Origin of the sequence: uncultured Agitococcus sp. (assembly GCF_937920075.1) — a bacterium.
GTDB lineage: Bacteria > Pseudomonadota > Gammaproteobacteria > Pseudomonadales > Moraxellaceae > Agitococcus.
This window is the reverse complement of the sequence record NZ_CALETI010000062.1, coordinates 1-25,388: the sequence shown is the minus strand read 5'-3', so window position 1 is coordinate 25,388 and position 25,388 is coordinate 1. Positions and strand designations below refer to the sequence as shown.

Below are 25,388 nucleotides of genomic sequence, written 5' to 3'. Positions count from 1 at the left end.
ATCAAAGGTAATAAAAGCGGTATAACCCTGTGAGCGTGCTAAATGTAAACTATCAGCAAAATCTAAACCTTGCCGATAGTAAGTTAAAGCCTTAAATACAGTGGTGTGGTCTTCTACTTTAATATGCGTAAAATTGAGTAAAACCTCATAAATACGCAAAATTTCAGCACGATTTAGTTTGTAAAAACCACGCATCACCCATTCAAACTCCAAAATAACAGTAATGGGGATATAAACAGCTTGTGACAGAATGGTGGTTGCAATAGGCCGTTGAAAAATTGCTTGTTCATCATCAGGGTCATCAATAAAAAAACGAGCTAATATATTAGTATCGACTGCTTTCATAAAGAATCATTCACAAAATTTGCAGCATAAAAATCATCTAAACTCCTTTTTTGCCCCGTACTTTTGGCTTTAACCAAACCTGAAAATGCCGAAATATCATTTATATGCTGTTGTTGCTGGATTTGTTCTTCCAAAAATTGACGAATATGCTCAGATAACATATCAGGTTTTAATATACCGATTTGTTGAGCTTTTTGTACCAATTCATCAGGTAAATGAACAATCAAAGCTGTCATGCGACACCTCACAGTTTTTATCATTGCATTTTGAGTATAGCATGGTTTTGTATGTGCTAAAACGTAGCCCACAAGTTAGCCTATAAAAATCCTCCCCAACCCTCGCTTTACAAAAGGAGGGGGCATCATCGTTCATTAAGGTACTGTGCGTCTCCCCCTTTTTTAAAGAAGATTTTAAAAGTATTTATTATTTAATGCTTGCAAAGGGTAGGGTGGTGGGCTATTATTCGCCACCCGCTAAAGAGTTGGGTTAATTATGTGTTCTCAATGTTAAATAAGAACACATTTACAGCTAAGGCATCGTTCTTGGCATCGTATTTTTGGCTTTTCGCTGTTTTATTATAAACAGGCGAAGGGACTTTTTTATTTTTTGGCTTGGAGTTGCTGGTATGGCTAACCAGAGAATCCGCATTCGCCTGAAAGCATTCGATCATCGTTTGATTGATCAATCCGCTCAGGAGATCGTTGAGACCGCCAAGCGCACTGGCGCACAGGTTTGTGGTCCGATTCCGATGCCCACTCGCATCGAGCGCTTTAACGTGCTGACTTCGCCGCATGTGAATAAAGATGCCCGCGATCAGTATGAGATCCGCACCCACAAAAGATTAGTGGATATCGTGCAACCTACAGATAAAACTGTTGATGCGTTGATGAAACTTGATCTTGCTGCTGGTGTTGATGTGCAGATCAGTTTGGGTTAATCGTTTTTCCTATCGCGCTGTCATGAGGCAGCGTTAAGAAGAGGTTAGAGGAAATGGCTATTGGTTTAGTCGGTCGTAAGTGCGGCATGACGCGCATCTTCACTGAAGCGGGTAATTCTATACCTGTTACGGTGATTGAAATCGATCCCAACCGCATCACTCAGATTAGAACCTTAGAAACCGACGGCTATCAAGCTGTACAAGTAACCACTGGTGAACGTCGTGCTTCCCGTGTGACCAAAGCAATGGCTGGCCATTTTGCAAAGGCTTCGGTTGCTGCTGGTCGTGGTGTATGGGAATTCCGTGTAAGTGGTGAAGAAGCTGCAAGTTATGCAGTTGGTGGCAGCATTGGTTTAGATATTTTTGCAGTAGGTCAAGTAGTTGACGTAATTGGTACTAGCAAAGGTAAAGGTTTCCAAGGCGGTGTAAAACGCTGGAACTTCCGTACGCAAGATGCAACACACGGTAACTCTGTGTCTCATCGTGTACATGGTTCTACGGGTCAAAACCAATCTCCGGGTCGCGTGTTCAAAGGCAAAAAGATGGCAGGTCACTTGGGTGACGAACGCGTTACCGTACAAGGTTTGGAAGTGATTTCCGTTGATGTCGAACGTTCCGTCCTTTTAATTAAGGGTGCAGTTCCGGGCGCAACAGGCTACGATGTGATTGTACGTCCATCGGTTAAGGCCTAAGGGGAGCTAAGCGTGAATCTGAAGACTGTTTCCGGTGCGGCTGTTGAGCTGTCCGAAGTTGCCTTCGGCAAAGAATTTAATGAAGCATTAGTGCACCAAGTCGTCACTGCTTATTTGGCTGGTGGTCGTCAAGGCACTCGTGCTCAAAAAACACGTGCTGAAGTAAGTGGTGGTGGTAAGAAGCCTTTTAAACAAAAGGGTACTGGCCGCGCACGTGCTGGTTCTATTCGTAGTCCATTGTGGCGTGGTGGCGGCAAGATTTTTGCTGCAAAACCACAAGACTGGTCTCAAAAAGTGAACCGCAAAATGTATCGCGGCGCGATGCAATGTATTTTGGCCGAGTTGGTTCGTCAAGAACGTTTAATTTTGGTTGAAGAAATCAGTGTTAGCGCACCAAAAACTAAAGAGTTGCTTGCAAAACTCAAAGGTTTAGGCGCAGAAAACGCTTTGATCGTGACTGAAGCTGTTGACGAGAACTTGTACCTCGCTGCTCGTAACTTGCCACATGTGGCTGTTATTGATACTGCAGCTGTTGATCCAGTTAGTTTGATTGGTTTTGACAAGGTATTAATGTCTGTGCCAGCCGCTAAAAAATTAGAGGTGGAATTGGGATGAACAACGAACGTTTATACCAAGTAATCCTTGGCCCGCACATCTCCGAAAAAGCAAATATTGTCGCTGAAACCCAAAATCAAGTGGTTTTCAAAGTGCGCACAGATGCTAACAAACTGGAGATCAAAAAAGCTGTAGAAAAATTGCTTAATGTTAAAGTTGAAGCAGTTAATACAGTGTTGGTTAAAGGTAAGACAAAGCGTTTTGGTCGTACCTCGGGTCGTCGCTCTGACTTCAAAAAAGCCTACATTACATTACCTGTAGGCACAGAAGTTCAGTTAGCTGACGTAGCTGAGTAAGGAGCGCGTTATGCCTATCGTAAAATGTAAACCAACGTCACCAGGTCGTCGTTTTGTTGAGAAAGTCGTTAATCCAGACTTATATAAAGGTCGTCCATACGCACCTTTAGTTGAAAGCAAAAAGAGAACTGGTGGTCGTAATAATAACGGTCATATTACTACTCGTCATATTGGCGGTGGTCATAAGCAGTTATATCGTATCGTTGACTTTAAACGTAACAAAGATGGTGTTCCAGCTGTTGTTGAGCGTTTAGAGTACGATCCAAACCGTTCTGCAAATATCGCATTATTGAAATATGCCGATGGTGAACGTCGCTATATCATTGCACCAAAAGGCTTAAAAGTCGGTGATGCAGTGCAATCTGGTGATGATGCGCCAATCAAAGTGGGTAACGCTTTACCATTACGCAATATGCCACTCGGTGCTACTTTGCACTGTATGGAATTAAAAGCAGGTAAAGGTGCTCAATTGGCTCGTTCTGCTGGTACATCTGTCCAATTATTGGGTCGTGATGGTGCCTATGCCATTGTGCGTTTGCGCTCTGGTGAAATGCGTAAAATCCATGTGGATTGTCGCGCTACGTTTGGCGAAGTTTCTAACTCCGAACACAATTTGCGTTCGTTGGGTAAAGCTGGTGCTAGCCGTTGGCGTGGTGTTCGTCCGACCGTTCGTGGTACGGCAATGAACCCAGTTGACCATCCACACGGTGGTGGTGAGGGACGTACTTTTGGTAAGCATCCAACCACTCCGTGGGGCGTGCAGACCAAGGGCTATAAAACTCGTAGTAACAAGCGTACAACTAATATGATTGTACGTGATCGTCGCGTCAAGTAATAGGAAAAGAGGAGACTAACTGTGCCTCGTTCACTTAAGAAAGGCCCGTTCGTAGATACGCATCTTTTTGCGAAAGTTGAAGCCGCATTGGCTACCAACTCCAGAAAGCCTATTAAAACCTGGTCGCGTCGGTCGATGATTCTGCCAGAAATGGTAGGTCTCACCATCGCTGTGCATAACGGTCGTCAGCATGTGCCAGTTTTAGTTAGTGAGCATATGGTCGGCCATAAACTCGGCGAATTCGCACCAACCCGCACTTATCGCGGTCATGGTGTTGACAAGAAAGCCAAACGCTAAGGGGTGAGTAATGGAAGCTGTTGCTAAACTTCGCGGCGCGCCAATATCTGCCCAGAAAGCACGTTTAGTGGCTGATCTGGTGCGTGGTAAGCCGGTGGAGCAAGCGCTGAATACATTAGAATTCAGCACCAAAAAAGCTGCCCACTTTGTTAAAAAAGTGCTCGAGTCGGCAATTGCCAACGCTGAGCATAATTATGGGGCAGACGTGGATGAGCTCAAAGTCGCCACGATCTTTGTTGATGAAGGTATTACCTTGAAACGTATCATGCCACGTGCTAAAGGCCGTGCTGATCGTATCAGCAAGCGTACCTGCCATATCACCGTCAAAGTCGCGGAATAAGTGGGGTCGGGAAATGGGTCAGAAAGTTCATCCAATAGGCATTCGTCTTGGTGTTATTAAACGCCACAATGCCAACTGGTATGCTAGTCCAAAAAACTATGCGGATTTTTTGCTTACTGATTTAGCTGTTCGTGAGTACTTGTATAGCAAGCTCAAGAGCGCCGCGGTAAGTCGTATTTTAATTGAGCGTCCATCTGAGACAGCCCGTATTACCATTAGTACGGCACGTCCTGGCATCATCATCGGTAAAAAAGGTGAAGATGTTGAGCGTTTAGGTCGCGAAGTGTCTAAGTTGATGAAGACTCCAGTTCAAATCAACATTGACGAAATTCGCAAGCCTGACTTAGATGCACGTTTAGTGGCTGAAAGCATTGCAGCACAATTAGAAAAGCGTGTCATGTTCCGTCGCGCAATGAAACGCGCTGTACAAAACACCATGCGTGCTGGTGCCAAAGGCATCAAAGTTGAAGTATCTGGTCGTTTAGGTGGTGCAGAGATCGCGCGTTCTGAATGGTATCGTGAAGGTCGTGTACCTTTGCATACATTACGTGCTGATATCGATTACTCGATTATGCGTGCTGAAACCACTTATGGTTGTATCGGCGTTAAAGTTTGGATCTTCAAAGGTGAAATTTTAGGCGGTATGGCTCAAGCTATGCAACCAGCACCTGTAGAAGAAAACAAGCCCGCTAAAAAGCAACGTGGTGGTCGTGACGATCGTGACGATCGTGGTGGTCGTGAAGACCGTCGTGGCGGCCGCAATACGGAAGCAAAGGGGTAATAAACTATGTTACAGCCTAAACGTACCAAGTTCCGTAAGGTTCATAAAGGCCGTAATACTGGCTTAGCTCATCGTGGTAGCACCGTTGCTTTTGGTAGCATCGCGTTAAAATCACTTGAGCGTGGTCGTATTACTGCACGTCAAATTGAAGCTGCCCGTCGTACGATTACTCGTCGTGTTAAGCGTGGCGGTAAAATTTGGATTCGTGTATTCCCAGATAAACCAATTACCGAAAAGCCATTAGAAGTTCGTATGGGTAACGGTAAGGGTAATGTTGAATACTGGGTTGCCGAAATTCAACCAGGTAAAATTCTTTATGAAATCGAAGGTGTTTCTGAAGAATTAGCGCGTCAAGCTTTTACCTTGGCAGCTGCTAAATTACCTGTCAAAACAACCATCGTGACGCGGACGGTGATGTAATGAAAGCAACAGAATTACGTCAAAAAACTGTCGAGGAACTCAAGGCTGAACTTGATAGCCTCCAGTTGCAGCAATTTAAGCTGCGTATGGCGAAAGCGACTGGCCAACTCGCCAAGACGCATCAGGTAGGGTTGGTTCGTAAAGATATCGCCCGTATCAAAACAGTCTTGACAGAAAAACAAGGTGGCTGAGATGACAGAGCAGACCAATACCCAACGGACATTGACCGGTAAAGTAGTCAGCAACAAAATGGATAAATCCATTACTGTTCTGATTGAACGTCTTGTCAAACATCCAAAATACGGTAAGTACATTCGTCGCTCCACCAAATTGCACGCACATGATGAAAATAATGTGTGTCAAGAAGGCGATATTGTCACCATCGCAGAATGCCGTCCACTCTCCAAAACTAAAGCTTGGAGATTGGTTGAAGTGGTTGAATCGGTGAAATAATCCGAAATTTGGCAGATTTTTTCTGCCAAATCTCTAAATAAGCTGATTTTTACTTGTATCCCTGTGCGATATTGGGTAGGATTACCGCCCCTTCGCATGGGGTTATCTAGGTTTGGAGTAGAGCAATGATTCAGACCGAAACGATGCTCGAGGTAGCAGACAATAGTGGCGCGCGTCGCGTACAGTGCATCAAAGTACTGGGCGGCTCTCATCGTCGTTATGCTACCGTCGGCGATATTATTAAGGTCACGGTCAAGGAAGCAATTCCTCGTGGCAGGGTTAAAAAAGGCGATGTGATGAATGCTGTGGTTGTGCGTACCAAGTTTGGTATTCGCCGTCCAGACGGTTCATTAATCCGTTTTGATGACAATGCTGCGGTGTTGCTGAATAACCAAAAAGCCCCCATCGCTACCCGTATTTTCGGGCCGGTAACTCGCGAATTGCGTACTGAGCAATTCATGAAAATCATCTCGCTGGCACCAGAAGTGCTGTAAGGGTGGGACTCATGGCAAAGATTAAAAAAGGTGACGAAATTATCGTCATCACTGGTAAAGATAAAGGCAAGCGTGGCACAGTAGTGTCTGTTGCTGAAGAACGTGTCACTGTAAGTGGTATCAACTTGGTTAAAAAACACGTTAAGCCGAATCCGGCTCGTGGTACTCAAGGTGGTATCGTAGAGAAAGAAGCTCCATTAGCGATTTCTAATGTTGCTTTAATTAATCCAGAGACGCAAAAGGCAGATCGCGTAGGTTACAAACTATTAGAAGATGGCACTAAAGTTCGTGTCTTCAAATCTAATGGTGCTGTAATCAACGCCAAGTAATAGGTTGGTTTGACATGGCCAGACTAAGAGGCGTGTACAAAAACGAACTAGCTCTTAAATTAAAAGAAGAGTTAGGTCTTGAGAATGTGATGCAAGTCCCTCGCATCACCAAAATTACTCTGAATATGGGAGTGGGCGGTGCCGCGCAAGATAAAAAGATGCTTGATGGTGCCGTGGCCGATATGCAGCTGATTTCTGGCCAGAAACCCGCTATTACTCTCGCACGTAAATCAATTGCTGGCTTCAAAATTCGTGAAGGTTGGCCAATTGGTTGTAAAGTGACTTTACGTGGCGACCGTATGTACGAATTTTTGGATCGTTTAATTTCGATTACGATTCCGCGTATTCGTGACTTCCGTGGTTTTAGTCCAAAAGCTTTTGATGGCCGTGGTAATTACAGCATGGGTATCAAAGAACAAATCGTATTCCCTGAAATTGACTTTGATAAAATCAGTCAAATTCGTGGTTTAGATATTACCATTACCACCACTGCGGCTACCGACGATCAAGGTCGTGCGTTACTGCGTGCTTTCGGCTTTCCTTTTAAGTGAGAACGCACCATGGCTAAACAAAGCATGATTAACCGCGAAGCCAAACGCGAAAAAGCTGTTGCTAAATATGCTGAATTACGTCAGCAGTTAAAAGCAACGATCAAGAATGTGAATGCGACTGATGAAGAGCGTTGGGCTGCAATGTTGAAATTGCAATCTTTACCACGCAATTCTTCACCGATTCGTTTACGTAATCGCTGTGGTGTGACTGGTCGTCCTCACGGTTATTTCCGTAAATTCGGTTTAGCGCGTACTAAATTACGTGAAGCTGTGATGCAGGGTGATGTACCAGGCGTCGTTAAGGCTAGCTGGTAAGGGGAAAGACGCATGAGTATGCAAGATACCGTTGCCGATATGCTCACTCGCATTCGCAACGCGCAATTAGCTCGTAAACAAACCGTCGCTATGCCAGTTTCTAAACTGAAAACAGCGATCGCTAAATTATTACTCGATGAAGGTTATATTTCTTCTGTAGAACCCGAAGGTTTATCATTAACCTTAGGTTTAAAATACTATGAAGGCAAACCTGTTATTGAACAAATTAAACGTGTAAGCCGTCCAGGTTTACGCATTTACAAGAGCAAAGATGAGTTAGAACCTGTTAAACAAGGTTTAGGTATTCTCATTGTTTCTACTAACAAAGGCATCATGACCGATCGCGCCGCTCGTGCAGCTGGTGTGGGTGGTGAAGTGATTGCTCTCGTTTCTTGATAGGTGCAAGCATGTCTCGCGTGGCTAAAGCTCCAGTTGCTCTCCCAAAAGGGGTAGAAGTGACTCTTAATGGCCAAGACCTACAAGTGAAGGGCAGCAAAGGTGTATTATCACTGTCTCTTCACGAATTGGTCGAAGCTAAACAAGAGGGTGAAACTTTAGTGTTTACTCCTCGTCAAAACACACAAGCAGCGTGGATGCAAACAGGTACTGCCCGTGCCTTAGCAAACAATGTTGTTAAAGGTGTAAGTGCTGGTTTTGAGCGTAAATTACAGTTGATCGGTGTGGGTTATAAAGCGGCTGCTAAAGGTAAAGTGTTGAACTTAGCTTTAGGCTTCTCTCATCCAATCGATTATGAGTTACCAGAAGGTGTAACAGCTGAGACGCCAACCGCAACAGAAATCATTTTGAAATCTGCTAACAAGCAATTGTTAGGTCAGGTTGCTGCTAATGTTCGTGCTTTCCGTGCGCCAGAGCCATATAAAGGTAAAGGTGTTCGTTATGCGGATGAAGTTGTTCTCCGTAAGGAAGCTAAGAAGAAATAACGCGTGAGGTTCGTCATGAACGAAAAGAAAGAAGCTCGCTTACGGCGCGCCAAAAGCACTCGTTTGAAAATTCGCGAGCTGGGTGCTGTACGTCTGTGTGTCAACCGCACGCCGCGTCATATTTATGCTCAAGTCATTTCTGCTTGTGGTGGAAAAGTCTTAGCTCAAGCCTCTACTTTAGATGCTAATTTACGTGATGGTGCAACAGGCAACGTCGAAGCCGCTAAAAAAGTAGGTTTGTTAATCGCTGAACGTGCTAAAGCTGCTGGTGTTACTAAAGTAGCATTCGACCGTTCTGGCTTTCAATATCATGGCCGCATTCAAGCTTTAGCTGATGCTGCCCGCGAAGGCGGTTTGGAGTTCTAAGATGGCTAAAGTTGAACAAAACGAAGGCTTTGTTGAGAAGCTCGTTGCCGTGGATCGTGTTGCTAAAGTTGTTAAAGGTGGTCGTATTTTCTCGTTCACCGCTTTAACAGTTGTTGGCGATGGTAAGGGTAAAGTTGGTTTTGGTCGTGGTAAAGCCCGCGAAGTACCAGCCGCTATTCAAAAAGCTTTAGAAGCTGCTCGTCGTAATATGATTAGCGTTGAATTGAATGGTACAACCTTGCAGCACGAAATTGTTGCTCAACACGGTGCTTCTCGTATTTACATGCAGCCAGCCTCTGAAGGTACTGGTGTCATCGCTGGTGGTGCAATGCGTGCAGTATTAGAAGTTGCTGGTGTACAAAACGTATTAGCAAAGTGCTACGGCTCTACTAATGCAAACAACGTGGTACATGCTACTTTCAAAGGCTTGGCTTCTATGTCTTCGCCAGAGCAAGTTGCAGCGAAACGCGGTAAAACTGTAGAAGAGATTCTGGGGTAAGAACATGACCCAAGCAACTATTAAAGTTACGCAAATTCGCTCCAGTGCGCACAAGTTAAAAAATCACAAGCTCTGCTTGAAAGGTTTAGGCTTACGTCGTATTGGTCATACTGTAGAAGTGTTAGATACACCTTCTAACCGTGGCATGATTAACAAGGTTTATTACCTTGTGAAAGTGGGAGAATAAATCCATGCGCTTAAATGAATTAAGTCCTGCTGAAGGCTCTAAGTTTGCAGGTAAACGCTTAGGTCGTGGTATTGGCTCTGGCTTAGGTAAGACTGGTGGTCGTGGTGTTAAAGGCCAAACCTCTCGTTCTGGCGGCGGTATTCGCCCTGGTTTCGAAGGCGGTCAAATGCCAATTTATCGTCGTTTGCCAAAGTTTGGCTTCACTTCGTTAAAATCTCAGGTAACAGCTGAAGTGCGTTTATCTGAATTGGTTTATGTTGAAGGTGAAGAAGTTACTTTAGCATCCTTAAAAGCAGCTAATGTCGTACGTAAAGACATGGTTCGTGCTCGTATTATCCTATCTGGTGAAATTGGCCGCGCTGTTACAGTGAAAGGTGTCGTTGTCACTAAAGGTGCTCGTGCAGCAATCGAAGCCGCTGGCGGTAAGGTTGAGGAATAATCTGAATGGTTAATACCCGTAATGAGGCAGCACGTGCGGCTATGCAGTCGCCTGGTATGCGTCAAGGCTTAAGTGAGCTTTGGGGACGTATTATCTTTTTGTTCGTCGCGTTAGTGGTATTCCGATTCGGAGCACATGTGCCAGTTCCAGGGATTAACCCTGTGAAGCTGGCACAGCTATTTGAACAAAATAAAGATACAATATTAAGTTTATTTAATATGTTTTCGGGCGGTGCTTTAGAGCGTATGTCAATTTTAGCTCTAGGGATTATGCCTTATATTTCCGCTTCTATTATTATGCAGCTAATGACCACGGTTGATCCACGGTTAGAAGCATTAAAGAAAGAAGGGGAGGCAGGCCGTCGTAAAATTAATCAATATACTAGATACGGTACATTAATTTTAGCCTTTGTCCAAGGTCTTGGTATGTGTTCTGGCCTAGTTAGTCAAGGTATTACTTTGTCTACGGGTATCGCATTTTTTATTCCTGCTGTAGTCAGTTTGGTGGCTGGAGCAATGTTCTTAATGTGGTTGGGTGAACAAATTACCGAACGTGGTATTGGTAATGGTATTTCTATGTTGATTTTCGCTGGTATTGTTGCTGGCATACCTTCAGCTATTGGTATGTCCTTAGAAGCAACTCGCCAAGGCGAAATGAGCATGTTAGCTTTATTGATTTTGTTTATTTTGGCAATTGTTGTGGTTGGTGCTGTTATTTTTATGGAACGCGCCCAACGTCGTATTACAGTAAATTATGCTCAGCGTCAGCAAGGCCGTCGTATGTATGCTGCTCAACAAAGCCATTTACCGTTAAAAATTAATATGGCAGGCGTTATTCCTGCAATTTTTGCAAGCTCTTTATTGTTGTTTCCAGCCAGTATTGGTCAATGGTTTGCTCAGTCGCCTAATCCATCAACTGCGCAACGCGTGATCCAAGATATCACTTTGGTTTTATCACCGGGACAACCTTTATATTTATTATTGTTTGCAATTTTAATTATTTTCTTCTGCTATTTTTATACAGCTTTAATGTTTAATCCTAAAGAAGTAGCAGATAATTTAAAACGTTCGGGTGCTTATATTCCTGGTATTCGTCCAGGTGACCAAACTGCAAAATATATTGATAGTGTATTAACTCGCTTAACATTAATTGGCGCAATATATATCACGGCAGTTTGTTTAATGCCCATGTTGTTACAGGTTGCTTTTAATGTGCCATTTTATTTGGGTGGTACATCGTTATTAATTGTTGTTGTAGTTGTGATGGATTTTATGTCACAAGTACAAGCACATTTAATGTCTCATCAATATGGATCATTGATGAAAAAAGCTAATCTTAAGTAAAAGTTCTATTAGAACAATTAGTTAAGATTTTTGTTTAGCTAAGTAGGTGAATTATGAAAGTTCGTGCTTCAGTAAAAAAGATTTGCGGTAGCTGCAAAGTTGTACGCCGCAATGGCACCATCCGCGTTATTTGTAGCGCGGAACCCCGTCATAAACAGCGTCAAGGTTAAACTTCGCTGTTGATTTCCGCAAGCTAAGGCGATAAAATCGCCCACTTTTCGTGGCTTAGCGGATTATCGCAACCGCTTTGTGTGGAGAACAGGTGAATGGCTCGTATAGCCGGCGTTAATATTCCCGATAACAAACACGCGGTTATCTCGTTAACTTATATTTTTGGTATTGGTCGTACTACAGCTGCTAAAATTTTAGCAACTGTCGGTATTACACCAACCACTAAAATTAAAGAGTTGTCAGATAGCCAATTAGATGCACTTCGTGCTGAAGTGGCTAAATTACCTACTGAAGGTGATTTACGTCGTGAAATCTCGATGAACATCAAACGATTGATGGACTTAGGCTGCTACCGCGGTTTACGTCATCGTCGTGGTCTGCCAGTTCGTGGCCAACGTACGAAAACTAACGCTCGTACGCGTAAAGGTCCACGTAAGGCAATTAAAAAGTAATTAGCCCCTCGGAAGCTAAAAGATGGCAAAAGACAATCAGCGCAATCGGAAAAAGGTCAATCGCACCGTTTCTGATGGTATGGCGCATATTCACGCTTCTTTTAATAACACCATTGTGACAATTACCGATCGTCAAGGTAATGCACTGGCCTGGGCCACTAGCGGTGGTCAGGGCTTCCGTGGTTCGCGTAAATCTACCCCCTTTGCTGCGCAGGTTGCTGCCGAAGTTGCAGGCAAAGCAGCTCAAGAATACGGTCTAAAAAACTTAGACGTACTCGTGAAAGGTCCGGGGCCTGGTCGTGAATCCGCGGTTCGTGCATTAAATGCTGTAGGTTATAAAATCAACAGTATCACAGACGTGACGCCAATTCCTCATAATGGCTGTCGTCCTCCTAAAAAACGTCGCGTGTAACAGGAGACTTGAAGAATGGCACGTTATATTGGTCCTAAGTGCAAGCTCTCCCGTCGCGAAGGCACGGATTTGATGCTGAAGTCTGGCGTTCGTGCGTTAGACTCTAAATGTAAAATTGATACACCACCTGGCGTACATGGTGCTTCTCGTAAAGGTAAGCTCTCTGATTATGGTACTCAGTTGCGTGAAAAGCAAAAAGTTCGCCGTATTTATGGTGTTCTTGAGCGTCAATTCAGCAATTATTACAAAGAAGCAGCTCGCTTAAAGGGTGCAACTGGTGAAAACTTATTGCAACTTTTAGAAAGCCGTTTAGACAACGTGGTTTACCGTATGGGTTTTGGTGCAACTCGCTCTGAAGCACGTCAATTAGTTAGCCATCGTTCGATTACCTTAAATGGTCGTCGTGTAAACATCGCTTCGATTCAGGTTCAACCAGGTGATGTGGTTGCTGTGTACGAAAAATCTAAAAATCAATTACGCATTAAGAGCGCGATTGAATTGGCAGGTCAACGTGGCACACCATCATGGTTAGAAGTTGATTACAGCAAAATGCAAGGTACATTTAAAGCACTGCCAGAGCGTGCTGATTTACCTGCTGAAATCAACGAAAGCTTAATTGTTGAGTTGTACTCTAAGTAAGGTAATTACCCCAGTTTTGAGTGGTTTTGAGGTGATTCCATGACGCGCACCAATGAGTTTTTGACTCCTCGTACTATTGCTGTTAATGCAATCAGTACGACTCACGCCAAAGTTGTATTAGAGCCGTTAGAACGCGGTTTTGGTCATACACTTGGCAATGCTTTGCGTCGTATTCTGCTTTCTTCGTTGCCAGGTGCAGCGGTAGTAGAAGCTGAAATTGAAGGTGTGGATCACGAGTACAGTACACTCGAAGGTTTGCAAGAAGATATTATTGAATTATTGTTAAACTTAAAAGGTCTAGCAATCAAACTCTTTGAGCAGAACGAAGCAGTGTTAACTGTGGATGTAAAAGGTCCAGGCGTTGTTACTGCAGCAAATATTAGTTTGCCGCACAATGTTGAAGTGGTGAACTTAGATCATCATATCGCAACATTGGGTAACAATGGTCACTTGAAGATGAAGCTGAAAGTGGCGCGTGGTCGTGGCTATGAGCCTGTAGATGCACGTTACGCGGAAGGGGAGACTCGTCCGATTGGCCGCTTGCAGTTAGACGCAAGTTACAGTCCGATTAAACGTGTTGCTTATGTTGTAGAAAGTGCTCGTGTTGAACAGCGTACTGACCTCGACAAGTTAGTTATTGATTTAGAAACTAACGGTACAATCGAGCCAGAAGAAGCAATTCGTCGTGCAGCTACGATTCTGCAACAGCAAATCGCTGTGTTTGTTGATTTACAAAAAGATCATCAGCCAGTTGCTAAAGCAGAACCTGAAACAGTTGATCCAGTATTGTTACGTCCTGTTGACGATTTAGAGTTAACTGTACGTTCGGCTAACTGTCTCAAAGCTGAAAATATTTACTATATCGGTGATTTGGTTCAACGCACTGAAGTTGAATTACTCAAGACACCAAACTTGGGTAAGAAGTCACTGACAGAAATTAAAGATGTGTTGGCTTCCAAAGGCTTGTCGTTAGGTATGCGTTTAGATAACTGGCCTCCAGCTAGTTTGCGTGCTGACGATCGTTTTGCCTATCGTAGCCGCTAATCGCTTAACCTTTAGGGCTTAGATAGCGATGTCTAAGTCCTGACTTTGTAGGAAGTTTTAGCCATGCGTCATCGTAACAGTGGTGTCAAACTTGGTCGTAACAGCAGTCATCGTCATGCTATGTTTCAAAACTTGGCGATTTCTTTGTTCGAACATGAGTTAATTCATACTACATTACCTAAGGCGAAAGAGTTGCGCCGCGTTGCTGAGCCACTCATTACTTTAGCTAAAGTAGATTCCGTTGCTAACCGTCGTTTAGCTTTTGCTCGTACCCGTAACAAAGCTATTGTTGCTAAGTTATTTAACGAGTTAGGCCCACGCTATAAAACCCGTAATGGTGGTTATTTGCGTGTGCTTAAAGCTGGTTTCCGTGCTGGTGATGCAGCACCGATGGCTTATGTAGAATTGGTTGATCGTCCAATTCCACAAGCAACTGCTTAATAAGCAAAATAAAAAAGCCGACTTTATGTCGGCTTTTTTGTTTTTCTAGTATGCAAAACGACTTTTTTTTAGCTTTTTGTCAGTATGCTGTTACTTTTTGTACCAATAACAACTTTCAACAAAAAACTTCATCTTTTCACAGTACAATCATTTTTAATTGAGAATGATTTATATTTCTTGTCAACTTTAAATGAATTAAAACGTTTATAACCTTTGTCTAAAGGGATGCGTCTATTATTGTGCTAAGGATTTCCATAAATTCAGGACTAACACCTGTGGAGAGAAAATTGGCTACCTTCTTACGTGTGATGAATATTTGTCTGTTTAGTCTATTAGCGGTTGTCGCTCATGCCAATCAACCTAGCAAACGACCTCCACCTACAGTAGAAATACAAGCGGTAGGCCAACAAACCTTGGCGCAACAACTCAGTGCTTTAGCGGTGTTAAAAGCACAAGAGTCAATTATGCTTAAACCCGAAGTGGCAGGTAGAGTGACGGCAATTAATTTTAATGAAGGCCAAGTGGTTAAAGAAAAACAATTATTAATTCAATTAGATGATGATTTATTAAAAGCAGAATTAGCCACCTATCAAGCCAGTTTAGATTTAGCACAAACGGAATATCAACGTTATCAAGCATTAGTTAAAGAACAACAAGTGTCCGTCTTGGATTATGAGCGCAAAAAAGCTGAATTAGCGCAAATTAAAGCGAGCATGGCTTTGGTGCAAGCTAAAATTCGGCAAAAACAAATTCGTGCGCCATTTACAGGCGTGATAGGTTTGCGCCAATTTAGTATTGGTGATGTATTACAAGCCAATCAGAATTTAGTGCGTTTAAATAAAATGAATGCGCTAAAAGCAGAAATTAAAATTCCCGAAACCCATAGTCAGTCAGTTTTTGTCAAACAAACGGTAAATTTACAAGTCGATGGTTTGGCTAATTTAGTCTTAAAAGGCCAAGTCGCTGCCATAGAGCCAAGTTTGGATGCTAATACTCGTGCCTTGATTGTTAGGGTCAATATCCCACAGGTAGATAGTCGAGTGCGTGATGGCATGACCGCGCGTGCCAGTTTTGTGTTAGGTCAACAACAAGCGATTATTGTTCCTGAGCAAGCCCTAGTAGCGCAAGGCGGTAAATTTGTTGTCTTTGTGTTTAATAATAATGAGGTTAAGGCTACACCAGTCGAAGTAGGGCAACGCCAAGTGGGTCAAGTGGTGATTAATAAAGGTTTGCAAGTCGGTGATAGGGTAGTGGTGTCGGGACAAAATAAATTGTCTAAACCACAAATGCCTGTAAAAGCGATACCTGTGCAATGACCCTCACCCCAACCCTCTCCCAAAGGGCGAGGCAGATGCGTAAATCCTGAAAAGAGTATCAATTATGCAACTTCCTGCTTTATGTATTCGCCGTCCTGTATTAGCAATTGTACTTAACTTGTTGATTGTATTGGCAGGACTATTAGCTTTTGACCGCCTTACGGTGCGTGAATATCCCAATATTGATATTCCGACTGTGACTGTTGATACCAACTACACAGGCGCAAGTGCGCCCATTGTTGAAGCAACGGTAACTAAAATTTTAGAAGATTCGTTATCGGGTATTGAAGGCATTGATTATTTATCATCCATTAGTCGAACAGGCCGAAGCCAAATTACCATTGCCTTTAAACAAGGTCGTGATATTGATAGTGCGACTTCTGATGTGCGTGATAAGGTCTCGCGAGTGCGTGGCCGTTTACCTGATACCATTGATGAGCCTGTAATTACCAAAACTGAGGCCGATGCTCAACCGATTATGTGGTTAGCGTTTTCTTCTCAACAACATACCCCCTTACAAATCAATCAATTTGCCGATAAACAAGTCAAAAGCCGTTTGCAAACTTTAGATGGTGTGGCGGATATTAGAATTGGCGGCGAACGTAAACCTGCGATGCGGATTTGGTTAGATAAAGAAAAATTAGCAAGATATAGTTTAACACCACAAGATGTTGAAACCGCATTACGCGCACAAAATGTCGAAATTCCTTCTGGCCGAGTTGAAAGTGTACAACGTGAATTTTCGGTATTAGCCGAAACCGACTTAAATACTGTACAGCAGTTTGAAAATATTATTATTAAACAACAAGATGGTTTGTTATTACGCGTGGCTGATGTGGCCAAAGTCGAAATTGCGCCCGAAGATGTGCGGCGTATTGCCCGCTTTAATGGTAAACCTGCGGTTGCCTTGGGAGTCATTAAAACTTCTACCGCGAATCCTTTAGAAGTGTCCAAAGCAGTACGTGCCGAGTTGCCAAGAATTGAACAAAATTTACCGCAAGGCATGAAAGTCGAACTGGCTTATGATTCCTCAGTGTTTATTCAACAGTCGATAGATTCGGTACAAAAAACCATTATTGAAGCGGTTGTGTTAGTGGTTTTAGTGATTTTCTTCTTTTTAAGAAGTTTACGTGCCACTTTAATTCCTGTGATTACCATTCCTGTGTCATTAATTGGCGCATTGATTTTTATGAATATCTTGGGCTTTTCGATTAATACCTTAACTTTATTGGCGATGGTATTAGCGATTGGTTTAGTGGTTGATGATGCCATTGTAGTGTTAGAAAACATTTATCGGCATATAGAAGAAGGTAAAACACCAACCCAAGCAGCGTTACAAGGCTCAAAAGAAATTGCTTTTGCTGTATTAGCTATGACGTTTACCTTAGCGGCAGTATTTGCCCCGATTGCTTTTACCGAAGGGCGAACAGGTAAGCTATTTGCCGAATTTGCCTTAACCTTGGCGGCTGCGGTCATTGTTTCGGGTTTTTGTGCCTTAACCTTATCGCCGATGATGAGTTCAAAATTATTGAAAGCTCATTCAGGCCAAGAAAATATTATTTATCGAGTGATTGAAACCTTTTTATTAGCCTTGACGCGTGGTTATCAACAATTATTAACCATAGTTTTAAAATTACGTTGGTTAATGGTGGTGATTGCTGTGGGTGCCAGTGCTTATATGTGGCTGGTGTTTAAAGGCTTACCGTCTGAATTATCCCCCACCGAAGATAGAGGAGTGATTGTGTCGATGGGCATTGCACCCGAAGGTGTCACCACTAATTATTTAGATAAATACGCGCAACAACTGGAAACGATTTATAGCCAAGTGCCTGAACGCGCTTCGACCTTTTTAATTATTGGCATGCCTGACGAAACACGGTTTATGAGTTTTAACCGTTTTATTCCGTGGGAACAACGAGAGCGTAGTACCCAAGACATTGCACCCGATTTACGGCCAAAATTAGCGGGTATTGCAGGGGTAAATGCTTTAGCTACGTTGCCACCGTCATTAGGTCAAGGTACGTCTAGTCAACCGATTGATTTTGTCTTACAAACCACAGGCAGTTATGCCGATTTAGGCAAAATGATTGGTCAATTAATGGAAAAAATCAATCAGAATGAGGGTTTTGCCAATCCAATTCCTGATTTAAAACTCAATAAGCCGCAATTATCAGTACAAGTAGACAGAGATAAAGCCGCTTTATTAGGTGTGGGGGTGTCGGATATTGGCCGAACTTTAGAAACTTTATTAGGCAGCCGTAAAGTAACCACCTTTAAATTAGATGGCGATCAATATGATGTGATTTTGCAACTTGCCGATGAAGAACGCCGTACCCCTGAGCAACTCGATCAAATTTATGTGCGTAATCAACAAGGTGAAGTATTACCGTTGGCCAGTGTGTTGACTATGCAAGAAACGATTAGTCCAGCAGAGTTAAATCATTTTAACAAATTACGTTCGGCCAAAATTACTGCTAGTTTAGCCGAAGGTTATACCGTTGGGCAGGCGGTGAGTTTTTTACAACAAAGCATGAAAGAAATTAATAACCCTAGTATGAGTTATGACTGGGCAGGACAAACTCGCGAGTTTTTAACCTCGGGTGATGCCTTGGCCAAAGCCTTTATCTTGGCAGTGTTATTTATTTATTTGGTATTAGCCGCTCAATTTGAAAGTTTTAGAGACCCTTTGATTATTATGTTTTCTGTGCCATTGGCGATGTTAGGTGCGGTATTGGCTCTTAAATTTACTGGTGGGAGTTTGAATGTTTATAGTCAAATTGGCTTAATTACTCTTGTCGGTTTAATTACTAAACATGGTATTTTATTGGTCGAATTTGCCAACCAACTCCAAGAGCAAGGTCGTAGTAAATTACAAGCGGTGATTGAATCGGCGAGTTTACGGTTAAGACCGATTTTAATGACCACCGCAGCGATGGTATTAGGAGCGATTCCTTTAGCGATTGCCGTAGGTGCAGGAGCAGAAGTGCGTCAGCCAATTGGTTGGGTAATTGTGGGTGGCATGACCATTGGTACGCTATTTACCTTGTTTGTCATTCCTTGTTTATATTTATTGATTGGTCGGGTGCATCAGCATGAGTCAAAAACAATTTAGTTTGGCTACCAAAACTGTGACTAAGGATGTGTTAGTCAAACCGAATATTGTCAGTAATGCACCCCATTTTAACGGTCAGCGATTTTTTAATCCGTGGGAGCGCGAAGAGCGTAACCAAGCGGCATTATTAAAATGGATTTTAAGCCGTGATAATCGTACATGGCCTGAAAATCTCAGCAATCAACACTTTGCTAAACCAACAGCGCACTTTAGTGATGATTTGGCAGATTGGAAAATGTGGTTTGTCGGTCATGCCACGGTGTTATTACAAATAGGCTGTTATAACTTATTAACCGACCCTGTGTGGGCAGAGCGTTGTAGTCCGTTTAAATATGCAGGGCCTAAGCGTGTCCGACCTGCAGGCATTGCCTTAGAAGACTTACCGCCAATTGATGCGATTTTATTAAGTCATAATCATTATGACCATTTAGACACCGCCAGTTTGCTATGGTTACAGCAACATCATCAACCTGTAGTGATAACAGGCTTGGGCAATGGTGCGCATTTGCGTGATTATGGCCTAGAGGTGATTGAGCTAGATTGGTGGCAGTCTTATAGCCTTGCCGAAGGCATAGGTATTCACTATCTTCCTGCCAAGCATTTTTCGGGGCGTGGTATGCGCGATAGAAATGTGGCCTTATGGGGCAGTTTATCGGTAGTGACCGAGTTTGGTCATGCTTATTTTGCAGGTGATACAGGTTATGCGCCGCATTTTAGCGACATTTATCAGCGTTTAGGTGCGCCACGAGTTGCTTTGTTGCCGATTGGTGCGTATTTGCCAAGAGAGTTAATGCGTCAAGTACACATGAATCCTGCTGATGCAGTACAAGCGCATCTTGATTTAAAAGCACGGCTGTCGTTAGGTATTCACTTTAATACCTTTCAATTAACCGATGAAAGTATTGATGCGCCATTAGCCGATTTAAAACAATCCTTGTGGCAACAACAAGTGCCTGAACAGGATTTTATTGTGTTATTAGAAGGCGAGGGGAGAGAAATATAATGCCTAAAAAGAACTAAAACCAAAAACCACTTTAAGTGATTTTTGGTTTTATGACAAAATTACCAAGTAATATTTAAAACGGGCAAAATATCAGCGTCATACTGATTTTTATTAACAGTCAAGCTACCATCCTTGAATACACCAAAACTAGCCATTTTATCTACTAATTGTTGAACTTCTGAGGCAAGCAATACTTTGCCATCGCTCAATTCAAAACTATCAACTTGTTTAGCTGAATTGCTATACCAATCCTGAATTGTAACAGTATCATTTGTTTTACTAAGTTTCACTTTTGCAACCAATGATGTGGTGCCATTAATAGTTTCTTCAGTAAAAATTTCTTGATAGGCACTAATGGTAAGAACAAGATGATTATCTTTACGTTCTAACCATAATTGCTGGTAATTGACATCTGTGTTAAATAAGACTTTGTCATTACCATTATTAGCATCAGTGTTGTTTATTAAGTCTTGACCTGCACCACGACCAAACACATAGACATCATTGCCTAAGCCACCTTGTAATGTATCATTACCAGCTCTACCATTGAGTGTATTATTGGCATCGTTACCTATTAATGTGTTGTTTTGGCTATTGCCATAAGCATCAATAGCATTATTTCCTAGTAAGATGATGTTTTCAACGTTGTCAGAAAGCTCATAAGTTGCATAGCTCTGAATGGTATCATTACCTTCATTGGTTTTTTCGGTAATAATATCTGCAATATCAGTTGCTTGAATGATATAAGTGTCATCACCTAAACCGCCTTTAAGTGTGTCTTTACCATCACCACCTGTTAAGGTGTTGTTGGCATCATTACCACTGATAAGGTTATTAAGTTGATTGCCTGTCCCTTTGAGTGCTAAAGCATCAATTAAGCTTAATGCTTCAATATTTGCACCTAATGTATAATCAATAAAACTTCTAACAGTATCGTAACCTTCGCCTGCAATTTCATTAATTAAATCATCTTTGTGATCAACAATATAAATATCATCGCCAGCACCACCTTCAAGGGTGTCAATGCCTGAACCACCATCTAAAATATTATTGCCGCTATTACCAGTTATGTAATTATTGAGAGTATTACCTGTGCCTTTGATAAAGCCAGTACCTGTTAATACCAGTTTCTCAACATGGTTAGACAATGTGTAGTTGACAGAGCTTTTAATGGTATCTGTGCCTTGATTTTCGTTTTCAATAACAACATCGCCAGTATTGTCGACTGTATAAATGTCATCACCACTACCACCAGCCATGGTATCAGCACCTTCACCGCCATTGAGATTATCATTGCCTGTAGTGCCTGTTAAATTGTCGTTACCACTGCTACCAGCTCCAGAGCCATTATTAGAAGTATTAGCATTGGCTTTTTCTTCTAATTGGGTTGCTGATAGAGTAGTGCCATCTGTTAATTGTAAACTCATACGATTATTATTATTCGTGTACCAATCTCTGATGATAACTTTGTCACTGCGCCCATTAATACTAACTTCTAAGTTATTGCTTGCTTTGCTAAAGCCTAGCTCACTGAGGAGTAAATTGTTGATTAGAAGAGTATTGTTACCAAGGTTGTCAAATATTTCATCCATGCCGCTATTACGTGTGAAAATATAGCTATCATTGCCAGCACCACCTTCTAGGGTATCATTGCCACTTAATCCATTTAGAATATTGTCATGAGCATTGCCAATTAATTTATTGCTGAGCGTGTTACCTGTTCCTGTAATATGACTTGTACCTGTTAATATCAGATTTTCAATATTGTCAGTGAGTATATAGGAAAGATTTGTTTGTATAGTATCAGTGCCATTATCTGCTACTTCGATAACTTGATCATTCAAATTATCAACAATATACGTATCATCACCGTTTCCGCCAAGAAGGGTATCAATACCCTCACCACCATCTAAGGTGTTTTTAGCGTCATTACCTTTAATAATATTGTTGAGCTTATTGCCTGTCGCACTTAAATCACCAAAACCCAATAAGGTCAGATTTTCTATGAATTCCAGAGAGGCAATAGAGTAGGTGATTTTACTTTGAACGGTATCTATACCTTGTTTATCAAACTCTGTAATCACATCATTTATGTTGTCAATAATATAAGTATCATTACCGATACCACCAATAAGCGTATCTGCTCCCACACCGCCATCTAAAGTATCATTGCCCCGATATCCATTGAGGATATTGTCGTTTGTATTTCCTACAATATTATTGTCAAGCTCATTACCGTCACCACTTGTTGCAGAGCCCTCTAATGTTAAGTTTTCTAAATAAGCACCAAGTGTATAATTTAACGTGCTAATCACTGTATCAGTACCAATTAAAGGCAGTTCCTTAATAAAATCATCCTGATTCTCAATATAATAAGTATCGTTACCACCGCCTCCTAATAAGAAGTCTGCACCGTCGCCACCTCTTAATGTATCATTACCAGCTCCTGCTTCAAGCGTATCACTACCTTTGCCACCAGAAAGATCATTATTAGCATTATTCCCAACGATTAGATTATTTTCATCATTGCCTGTAGCATTGAGTGTGCCAGTGCCAATTAAACGAAGGTTTTCAATACTAGTACCACCTAATGAATAGGAAACTTGGCTAAATACAGTATCATTACCTTGATTAGCTAATTCAACAATCACATCACTAGCATTGTCAATAATATAAGTATCATCGCCTAATCCACCTGTGAGGGTATCATTACCTGTACCACCATCAATAGTGTTATTGCCCTCATTGCCAATTAGTATATTATTTTTGCTACTTCCTGTAGCTTTAAGATGTTCTGTGCCTATTAATGTAATATGCTCTAGTTCAGTATTGGCCAAAGAATATGAGATTGTACTGATAACAGTATCGTTGCCTTGATTTGACAGTTCGGTGATTTTATCGTTAATGGAGTCGATGTAATAGATATCATCGCCCAAACCACCAATCATCAAATCAACGCCTTGCCCGCCATTTAATATATTATTTCCATTCCCAACAACCATTAATGGCATTTGCTCTATTTGCCAACGATCCCATACTGTACCATCTGAAAATTCAATTGCATCTAAACCAGATGCAACATTTGCAAGTGCTCCAACTAACGTCACACTATCCAATGTATCTTTAATTGCTAAAATTAAATCAACACCATTTCCACGCAACTCAATATCGCTTGGATTTATCCCAACACCAAATACTAAGCGATCAAAGCCATTCTGATTAAATATATCGACAGGAGAATTATCAATAACGTCTTGGCCATCACCTAAATTAAAGACATAAGTATCATTGCCATCTCCACCAACTAACATGTCATAACCTTGGCCACCTACAAGGGTGTTGTTATCTCCTAAAGAGCTATGAATTAGGCCATTACGAACTTTAAAGCCATATACCCCTTGACCTGTCGTTTGTAAATCTACTGGAGACTGAATAGGCTGACCGTTAAAACCAATATTGATATATCCTTCTTGTACATCTTCATAACGCAAGACAACATCATAATCACCGGCGTCTCCTTGCCTAATAATTTGCAACTGGAAAGCATTAAGTGTCGATGTACCATAAATAGCAACATCATCCCAAGTCACTGTTAAAATACCATTGGCAGTATCTATATCATAATAAACCGTATTGCTACCCGTTGAGTTTCCGCCTGCTGTGGGTAGCAAACCTTCACGAGTACGCGTATCCAAATCTCGCCCATAAATTGTTATATTTGTACTTCCTTGGATGCCATTTAAAAAAATAGTCCCGTTTGTACTAATTTGCGCGGTAAAACCACCACTTTGCCCAAAAATAGCACTGATATCAATCTGTTCTAGATTATCATCTCCTAGAGCAATACTATTTTCACCAAAACCTTGTGTGCCACCTAAATTATTAACTAGTGACGAATTATAAAGCTGGGATAAATCTTGCAGAAATATCTGAGATGATTGCTCAACTAACACATCATCACCGTCACCGCCCTCTAACAAGTCGTTACCATGACTACCAACCAGTGTATCGTTACCTGCTAAACCTTGAATATGATCATTGGCATCTGTATCTACTAAAAGATTATTGCCATCATCGCCTATTATTTGATTTTCTACAGGATTCAATCCCGATAATATTTGCTCTTTTGTCCATACTGTACCATCGGCAAATTCAATAGCATCAACCATTACATCTTGCAATGAGAAAACTTGGCCTTGTGGGTCACCACCAAAAATCGTAACTTGGTCATTAGTGCCATTAACAGATAAAATTATACTTGGTGCAACATTACTACCATAAGGCATAGTGCCAAAAGCTATTTGAATATCGGAAGGGTTAATGCCTGAGCCAAATACTAAACGATCGACACTTTGTATTTCATTTATAGTTTGATTGGGATCATAATTATTAATTTGATCCTGCCCATCACCTTGATAAAACACATAAACATCATTACCACTTACACCCGTTAATCTATCATTACCTGTGCCACCAACGAGGACATCATCACTACCAGCCAAATATTGTCCAGTGCCATCGTCAGAATCACCCAGTAACCAATCATTGCCCCCCATTCCCACAATGGTATCTGCGCCTAATGTACCAACCAAGAAATCATCGCCATCTGTACCTTGCAAAAACTGTCCTGATTGAATTTGAACATTAACATACAAAAAAGCAACACTAGGTGACATACCAGAAGAGTCTTGAATACTATATTCAATCTGAGCTTGACCAATAAACCCCTCGTTAGGAATAAACGTTATTGTACTGTTTTCATTAACAACGACCTGACCTACTTCTGGTGAAACATAAACCTGATATAAACTTAAAGTATCACCATCTAAATCATAGTCATTCGCCAAAACGTCAATCGTAACGGGCTGATTTACACCTGTTATTGCATAATCATCAATAGCCTCAGGGGGAATATTGCCTCCACCAGAAGGAGAAACCGTTACATTTAAAGTTGCTGAGCTAGAGCTTATACCATCTGTAACATTGTATCCCACAACAATTTCTTGTGCGCCTGCTCCTACAAAGGGAGTGACCGTAATATTATTACCAACAACTGAAATTTCACCTTCACCTTGTTGTAAATAAACGCCCTCTAGTGTTAATGGATCACCATCAATATCATAATCATTGGCAACAACATCTACTGTGACGGATGTGAATTCATCAGTTGTAACATAATCATCACTTGTAACAGGTGCATTATTAAAACCACCACCGCCATCTCCTCCTCCGCCACCTGTGTCACCCAATACATCTACAATCACAAACGATTGAGCAGTATTACCAAAAACATCCTGTACGGTGTAAGTAATGGTGTCTATAC

General features: G+C 41.9%; 33 protein-coding genes and 1 pseudogene. 31 read left to right on the top strand and 3 right to left on the bottom strand.

Going from position 1 to position 25,388, the window contains the following annotated elements; genetic code table 11:
- The coding region (locus Q0212_RS02295) for a type II toxin-antitoxin system VapC family toxin (RefSeq protein ID WP_297921595.1) at positions 1–345 on the bottom strand (345 nt) is incomplete at its 3' end.
- A complete protein-coding gene (locus tag Q0212_RS02290; protein WP_297921592.1) occupies positions 342–581 on the bottom strand; it encodes a hypothetical protein in 240 nt (79 codons plus the stop codon). The genes Q0212_RS02295 and Q0212_RS02290, both read right to left, overlap by 4 nt.
- A 389-nt stretch (positions 582–970) precedes the next feature.
- Here Q0212_RS02290 and rpsJ point away from each other — a divergent pair, with 389 nt between their 5' ends.
- The 31 genes and pseudogenes from rpsJ (at position 971) to Q0212_RS02135 (ending at position 20,065) form a co-directional block, all read left to right on the top strand.
- Positions 971–1,282, top strand: a complete 312-nt coding sequence (gene rpsJ, locus Q0212_RS02285) for a 30S ribosomal protein S10 (protein WP_107865109.1) — start codon at positions 971–973, stop codon at positions 1,280–1,282.
- Positions 1,283–1,335: 53 nt separating this feature from the next.
- A complete protein-coding gene (gene rplC / locus Q0212_RS02280) occupies positions 1,336–1,974 on the top strand; it encodes a 50S ribosomal protein L3 (RefSeq protein ID WP_297921587.1) in 639 nt (212 codons plus the stop codon).
- 12 nt (positions 1,975–1,986) lie between these two features.
- Entirely contained in the window at positions 1,987–2,589 is a 603-nt protein-coding gene (gene rplD, locus Q0212_RS02275; RefSeq protein ID WP_297921585.1) for a 50S ribosomal protein L4, read from the top strand.
- Positions 2,586–2,885, top strand: coding sequence for a 50S ribosomal protein L23 (gene rplW / locus Q0212_RS02270; protein ID WP_297921581.1), 300 nt, complete (start codon positions 2,586–2,588; stop codon positions 2,883–2,885). Before rplD ends, rplW begins: the two co-directional genes overlap by 4 nt.
- 10 nt (positions 2,886–2,895) lie before the next feature.
- Complete coding sequence (gene rplB, locus Q0212_RS02265; protein WP_297921578.1) at positions 2,896–3,720, top strand: 50S ribosomal protein L2; 825 nt, start codon at positions 2,896–2,898, stop codon at positions 3,718–3,720.
- A gap of 21 nt (positions 3,721–3,741) precedes the next feature.
- A complete protein-coding gene (gene rpsS, locus Q0212_RS02260) occupies positions 3,742–4,017 on the top strand; it encodes a 30S ribosomal protein S19 (RefSeq protein WP_297921575.1) in 276 nt (91 codons plus the stop codon).
- Between the two features lie 10 nt (positions 4,018–4,027).
- Entirely contained in the window at positions 4,028–4,357 is a 330-nt protein-coding gene (gene rplV / locus Q0212_RS02255; protein ID WP_297921573.1) for a 50S ribosomal protein L22, read from the top strand.
- A gap of 13 nt (positions 4,358–4,370) precedes the next feature.
- A pseudogene (gene rpsC, locus Q0212_RS02250) lies at positions 4,371–5,205 on the top strand (30S ribosomal protein S3).
- Positions 5,145–5,558, top strand: coding sequence for a 50S ribosomal protein L16 (gene rplP / locus Q0212_RS02245; protein WP_297921570.1), 414 nt, complete (start codon positions 5,145–5,147; stop codon positions 5,556–5,558). The pseudogene rpsC and the gene rplP overlap by 61 nt, the downstream one beginning before the upstream one ends.
- Complete coding sequence (gene rpmC, locus Q0212_RS02240) at positions 5,558–5,749, top strand: 50S ribosomal protein L29 (RefSeq protein WP_297921568.1); 192 nt, start codon at positions 5,558–5,560, stop codon at positions 5,747–5,749. Before rplP ends, rpmC begins: the two co-directional genes overlap by 1 nt.
- Before the next feature lies 1 nt (position 5,750).
- The gene (rpsQ, locus tag Q0212_RS02235; protein ID WP_297921565.1) at positions 5,751–6,011 is read left to right on the top strand and encodes a 30S ribosomal protein S17; all 261 of its coding nucleotides are present in this window, start codon (positions 5,751–5,753) and stop codon (positions 6,009–6,011) included.
- A 125-nt stretch (positions 6,012–6,136) separates the two neighbouring features.
- Positions 6,137–6,505: a 50S ribosomal protein L14 gene (rplN, locus tag Q0212_RS02230; RefSeq protein ID WP_297921562.1), complete on the top strand. Its 369-nt coding sequence runs from the start codon at positions 6,137–6,139 to the stop codon at positions 6,503–6,505.
- A gap of 11 nt (positions 6,506–6,516) precedes the next feature.
- On the top strand, positions 6,517–6,834 hold the full coding sequence (rplX, locus tag Q0212_RS02225) for a 50S ribosomal protein L24 (RefSeq protein ID WP_297921560.1): 318 nt from the start codon (positions 6,517–6,519) through the stop codon (positions 6,832–6,834).
- A 14-nt stretch (positions 6,835–6,848) separates the two neighbouring features.
- A complete protein-coding gene (gene rplE / locus Q0212_RS02220) occupies positions 6,849–7,385 on the top strand; it encodes a 50S ribosomal protein L5 (protein ID WP_297921557.1) in 537 nt (178 codons plus the stop codon).
- Between the two features lie 9 nt (positions 7,386–7,394).
- Positions 7,395–7,700 carry a 30S ribosomal protein S14 gene (rpsN, locus tag Q0212_RS02215; protein WP_297921554.1) on the top strand — a complete coding sequence of 102 codons (306 nt, stop codon included), beginning with the start codon at positions 7,395–7,397 and terminating at the stop codon, positions 7,698–7,700.
- Positions 7,701–7,712: 12 nt separating this feature from the next.
- Positions 7,713–8,096 (top strand): 30S ribosomal protein S8, encoded by a 384-nt coding sequence (rpsH, locus tag Q0212_RS02210; RefSeq protein WP_297921551.1) that lies wholly within the window; start codon positions 7,713–7,715, stop codon positions 8,094–8,096.
- Between the two features lie 11 nt (positions 8,097–8,107).
- The gene (rplF, locus tag Q0212_RS02205; RefSeq protein WP_297921549.1) at positions 8,108–8,641 is read left to right on the top strand and encodes a 50S ribosomal protein L6; all 534 of its coding nucleotides are present in this window, start codon (positions 8,108–8,110) and stop codon (positions 8,639–8,641) included.
- Between the two features lie 15 nt (positions 8,642–8,656).
- Positions 8,657–9,007 (top strand): 50S ribosomal protein L18, encoded by a 351-nt coding sequence (gene rplR, locus Q0212_RS02200; protein WP_297921546.1) that lies wholly within the window; start codon positions 8,657–8,659, stop codon positions 9,005–9,007.
- A gap of 1 nt (position 9,008) precedes the next feature.
- On the top strand, positions 9,009–9,506 hold the full coding sequence (gene rpsE / locus Q0212_RS02195) for a 30S ribosomal protein S5 (protein ID WP_297921543.1): 498 nt from the start codon (positions 9,009–9,011) through the stop codon (positions 9,504–9,506).
- 4 nt (positions 9,507–9,510) lie between these two features.
- Entirely contained in the window at positions 9,511–9,693 is a 183-nt protein-coding gene (gene rpmD, locus Q0212_RS02190; RefSeq protein WP_297921540.1) for a 50S ribosomal protein L30, read from the top strand.
- Between the two features lie 4 nt (positions 9,694–9,697).
- Positions 9,698–10,132 (top strand): 50S ribosomal protein L15, encoded by a 435-nt coding sequence (rplO, locus tag Q0212_RS02185; RefSeq protein WP_297921537.1) that lies wholly within the window; start codon positions 9,698–9,700, stop codon positions 10,130–10,132.
- Positions 10,133–10,173: 41 nt separating this feature from the next.
- A complete protein-coding gene (secY, locus tag Q0212_RS02180; RefSeq protein ID WP_297921598.1) occupies positions 10,174–11,475 on the top strand; it encodes a preprotein translocase subunit SecY in 1,302 nt (433 codons plus the stop codon).
- A gap of 53 nt (positions 11,476–11,528) precedes the next feature.
- Positions 11,529–11,645 carry a 50S ribosomal protein L36 gene (gene rpmJ / locus Q0212_RS02175; RefSeq protein WP_107865087.1) on the top strand — a complete coding sequence of 39 codons (117 nt, stop codon included), beginning with the start codon at positions 11,529–11,531 and terminating at the stop codon, positions 11,643–11,645.
- A 96-nt stretch (positions 11,646–11,741) separates the two neighbouring features.
- A complete protein-coding gene (gene rpsM, locus Q0212_RS02170) occupies positions 11,742–12,098 on the top strand; it encodes a 30S ribosomal protein S13 (RefSeq protein ID WP_297921530.1) in 357 nt (118 codons plus the stop codon).
- Between the two features lie 22 nt (positions 12,099–12,120).
- Positions 12,121–12,510, top strand: coding sequence for a 30S ribosomal protein S11 (gene rpsK, locus Q0212_RS02165; RefSeq protein ID WP_297921527.1), 390 nt, complete (start codon positions 12,121–12,123; stop codon positions 12,508–12,510).
- Between the two features lie 15 nt (positions 12,511–12,525).
- The gene (rpsD, locus tag Q0212_RS02160) at positions 12,526–13,149 is read left to right on the top strand and encodes a 30S ribosomal protein S4 (protein WP_297921524.1); all 624 of its coding nucleotides are present in this window, start codon (positions 12,526–12,528) and stop codon (positions 13,147–13,149) included.
- Positions 13,150–13,188: 39 nt separating this feature from the next.
- Entirely contained in the window at positions 13,189–14,193 is a 1,005-nt protein-coding gene (rpoA, locus tag Q0212_RS02155) for a DNA-directed RNA polymerase subunit alpha (protein ID WP_297921522.1), read from the top strand.
- Positions 14,194–14,256: 63 nt separating this feature from the next.
- Positions 14,257–14,634: a 50S ribosomal protein L17 gene (rplQ, locus tag Q0212_RS02150; RefSeq protein WP_297921519.1), complete on the top strand. Its 378-nt coding sequence runs from the start codon at positions 14,257–14,259 to the stop codon at positions 14,632–14,634.
- Between the two features lie 287 nt (positions 14,635–14,921).
- On the top strand, positions 14,922–15,950 hold the full coding sequence (locus Q0212_RS02145) for an efflux RND transporter periplasmic adaptor subunit (protein ID WP_297921515.1): 1,029 nt from the start codon (positions 14,922–14,924) through the stop codon (positions 15,948–15,950).
- Between the two features lie 64 nt (positions 15,951–16,014).
- Positions 16,015–19,062, top strand: a complete 3,048-nt coding sequence (locus tag Q0212_RS02140) for an efflux RND transporter permease subunit (RefSeq protein ID WP_297921512.1) — start codon at positions 16,015–16,017, stop codon at positions 19,060–19,062.
- Positions 19,043–20,065: an MBL fold metallo-hydrolase gene (locus Q0212_RS02135; protein ID WP_297921509.1), complete on the top strand. Its 1,023-nt coding sequence runs from the start codon at positions 19,043–19,045 to the stop codon at positions 20,063–20,065. The genes Q0212_RS02140 and Q0212_RS02135 overlap by 20 nt, the downstream gene beginning before the upstream one ends.
- A gap of 59 nt (positions 20,066–20,124) precedes the next feature.
- Here Q0212_RS02135 and Q0212_RS02130 read toward each other — a convergent pair.
- On the bottom strand, positions 20,125–25,388 hold a 5,264-nt coding region (locus tag Q0212_RS02130), incomplete at its 5' end, for a calcium-binding protein (protein WP_297921506.1).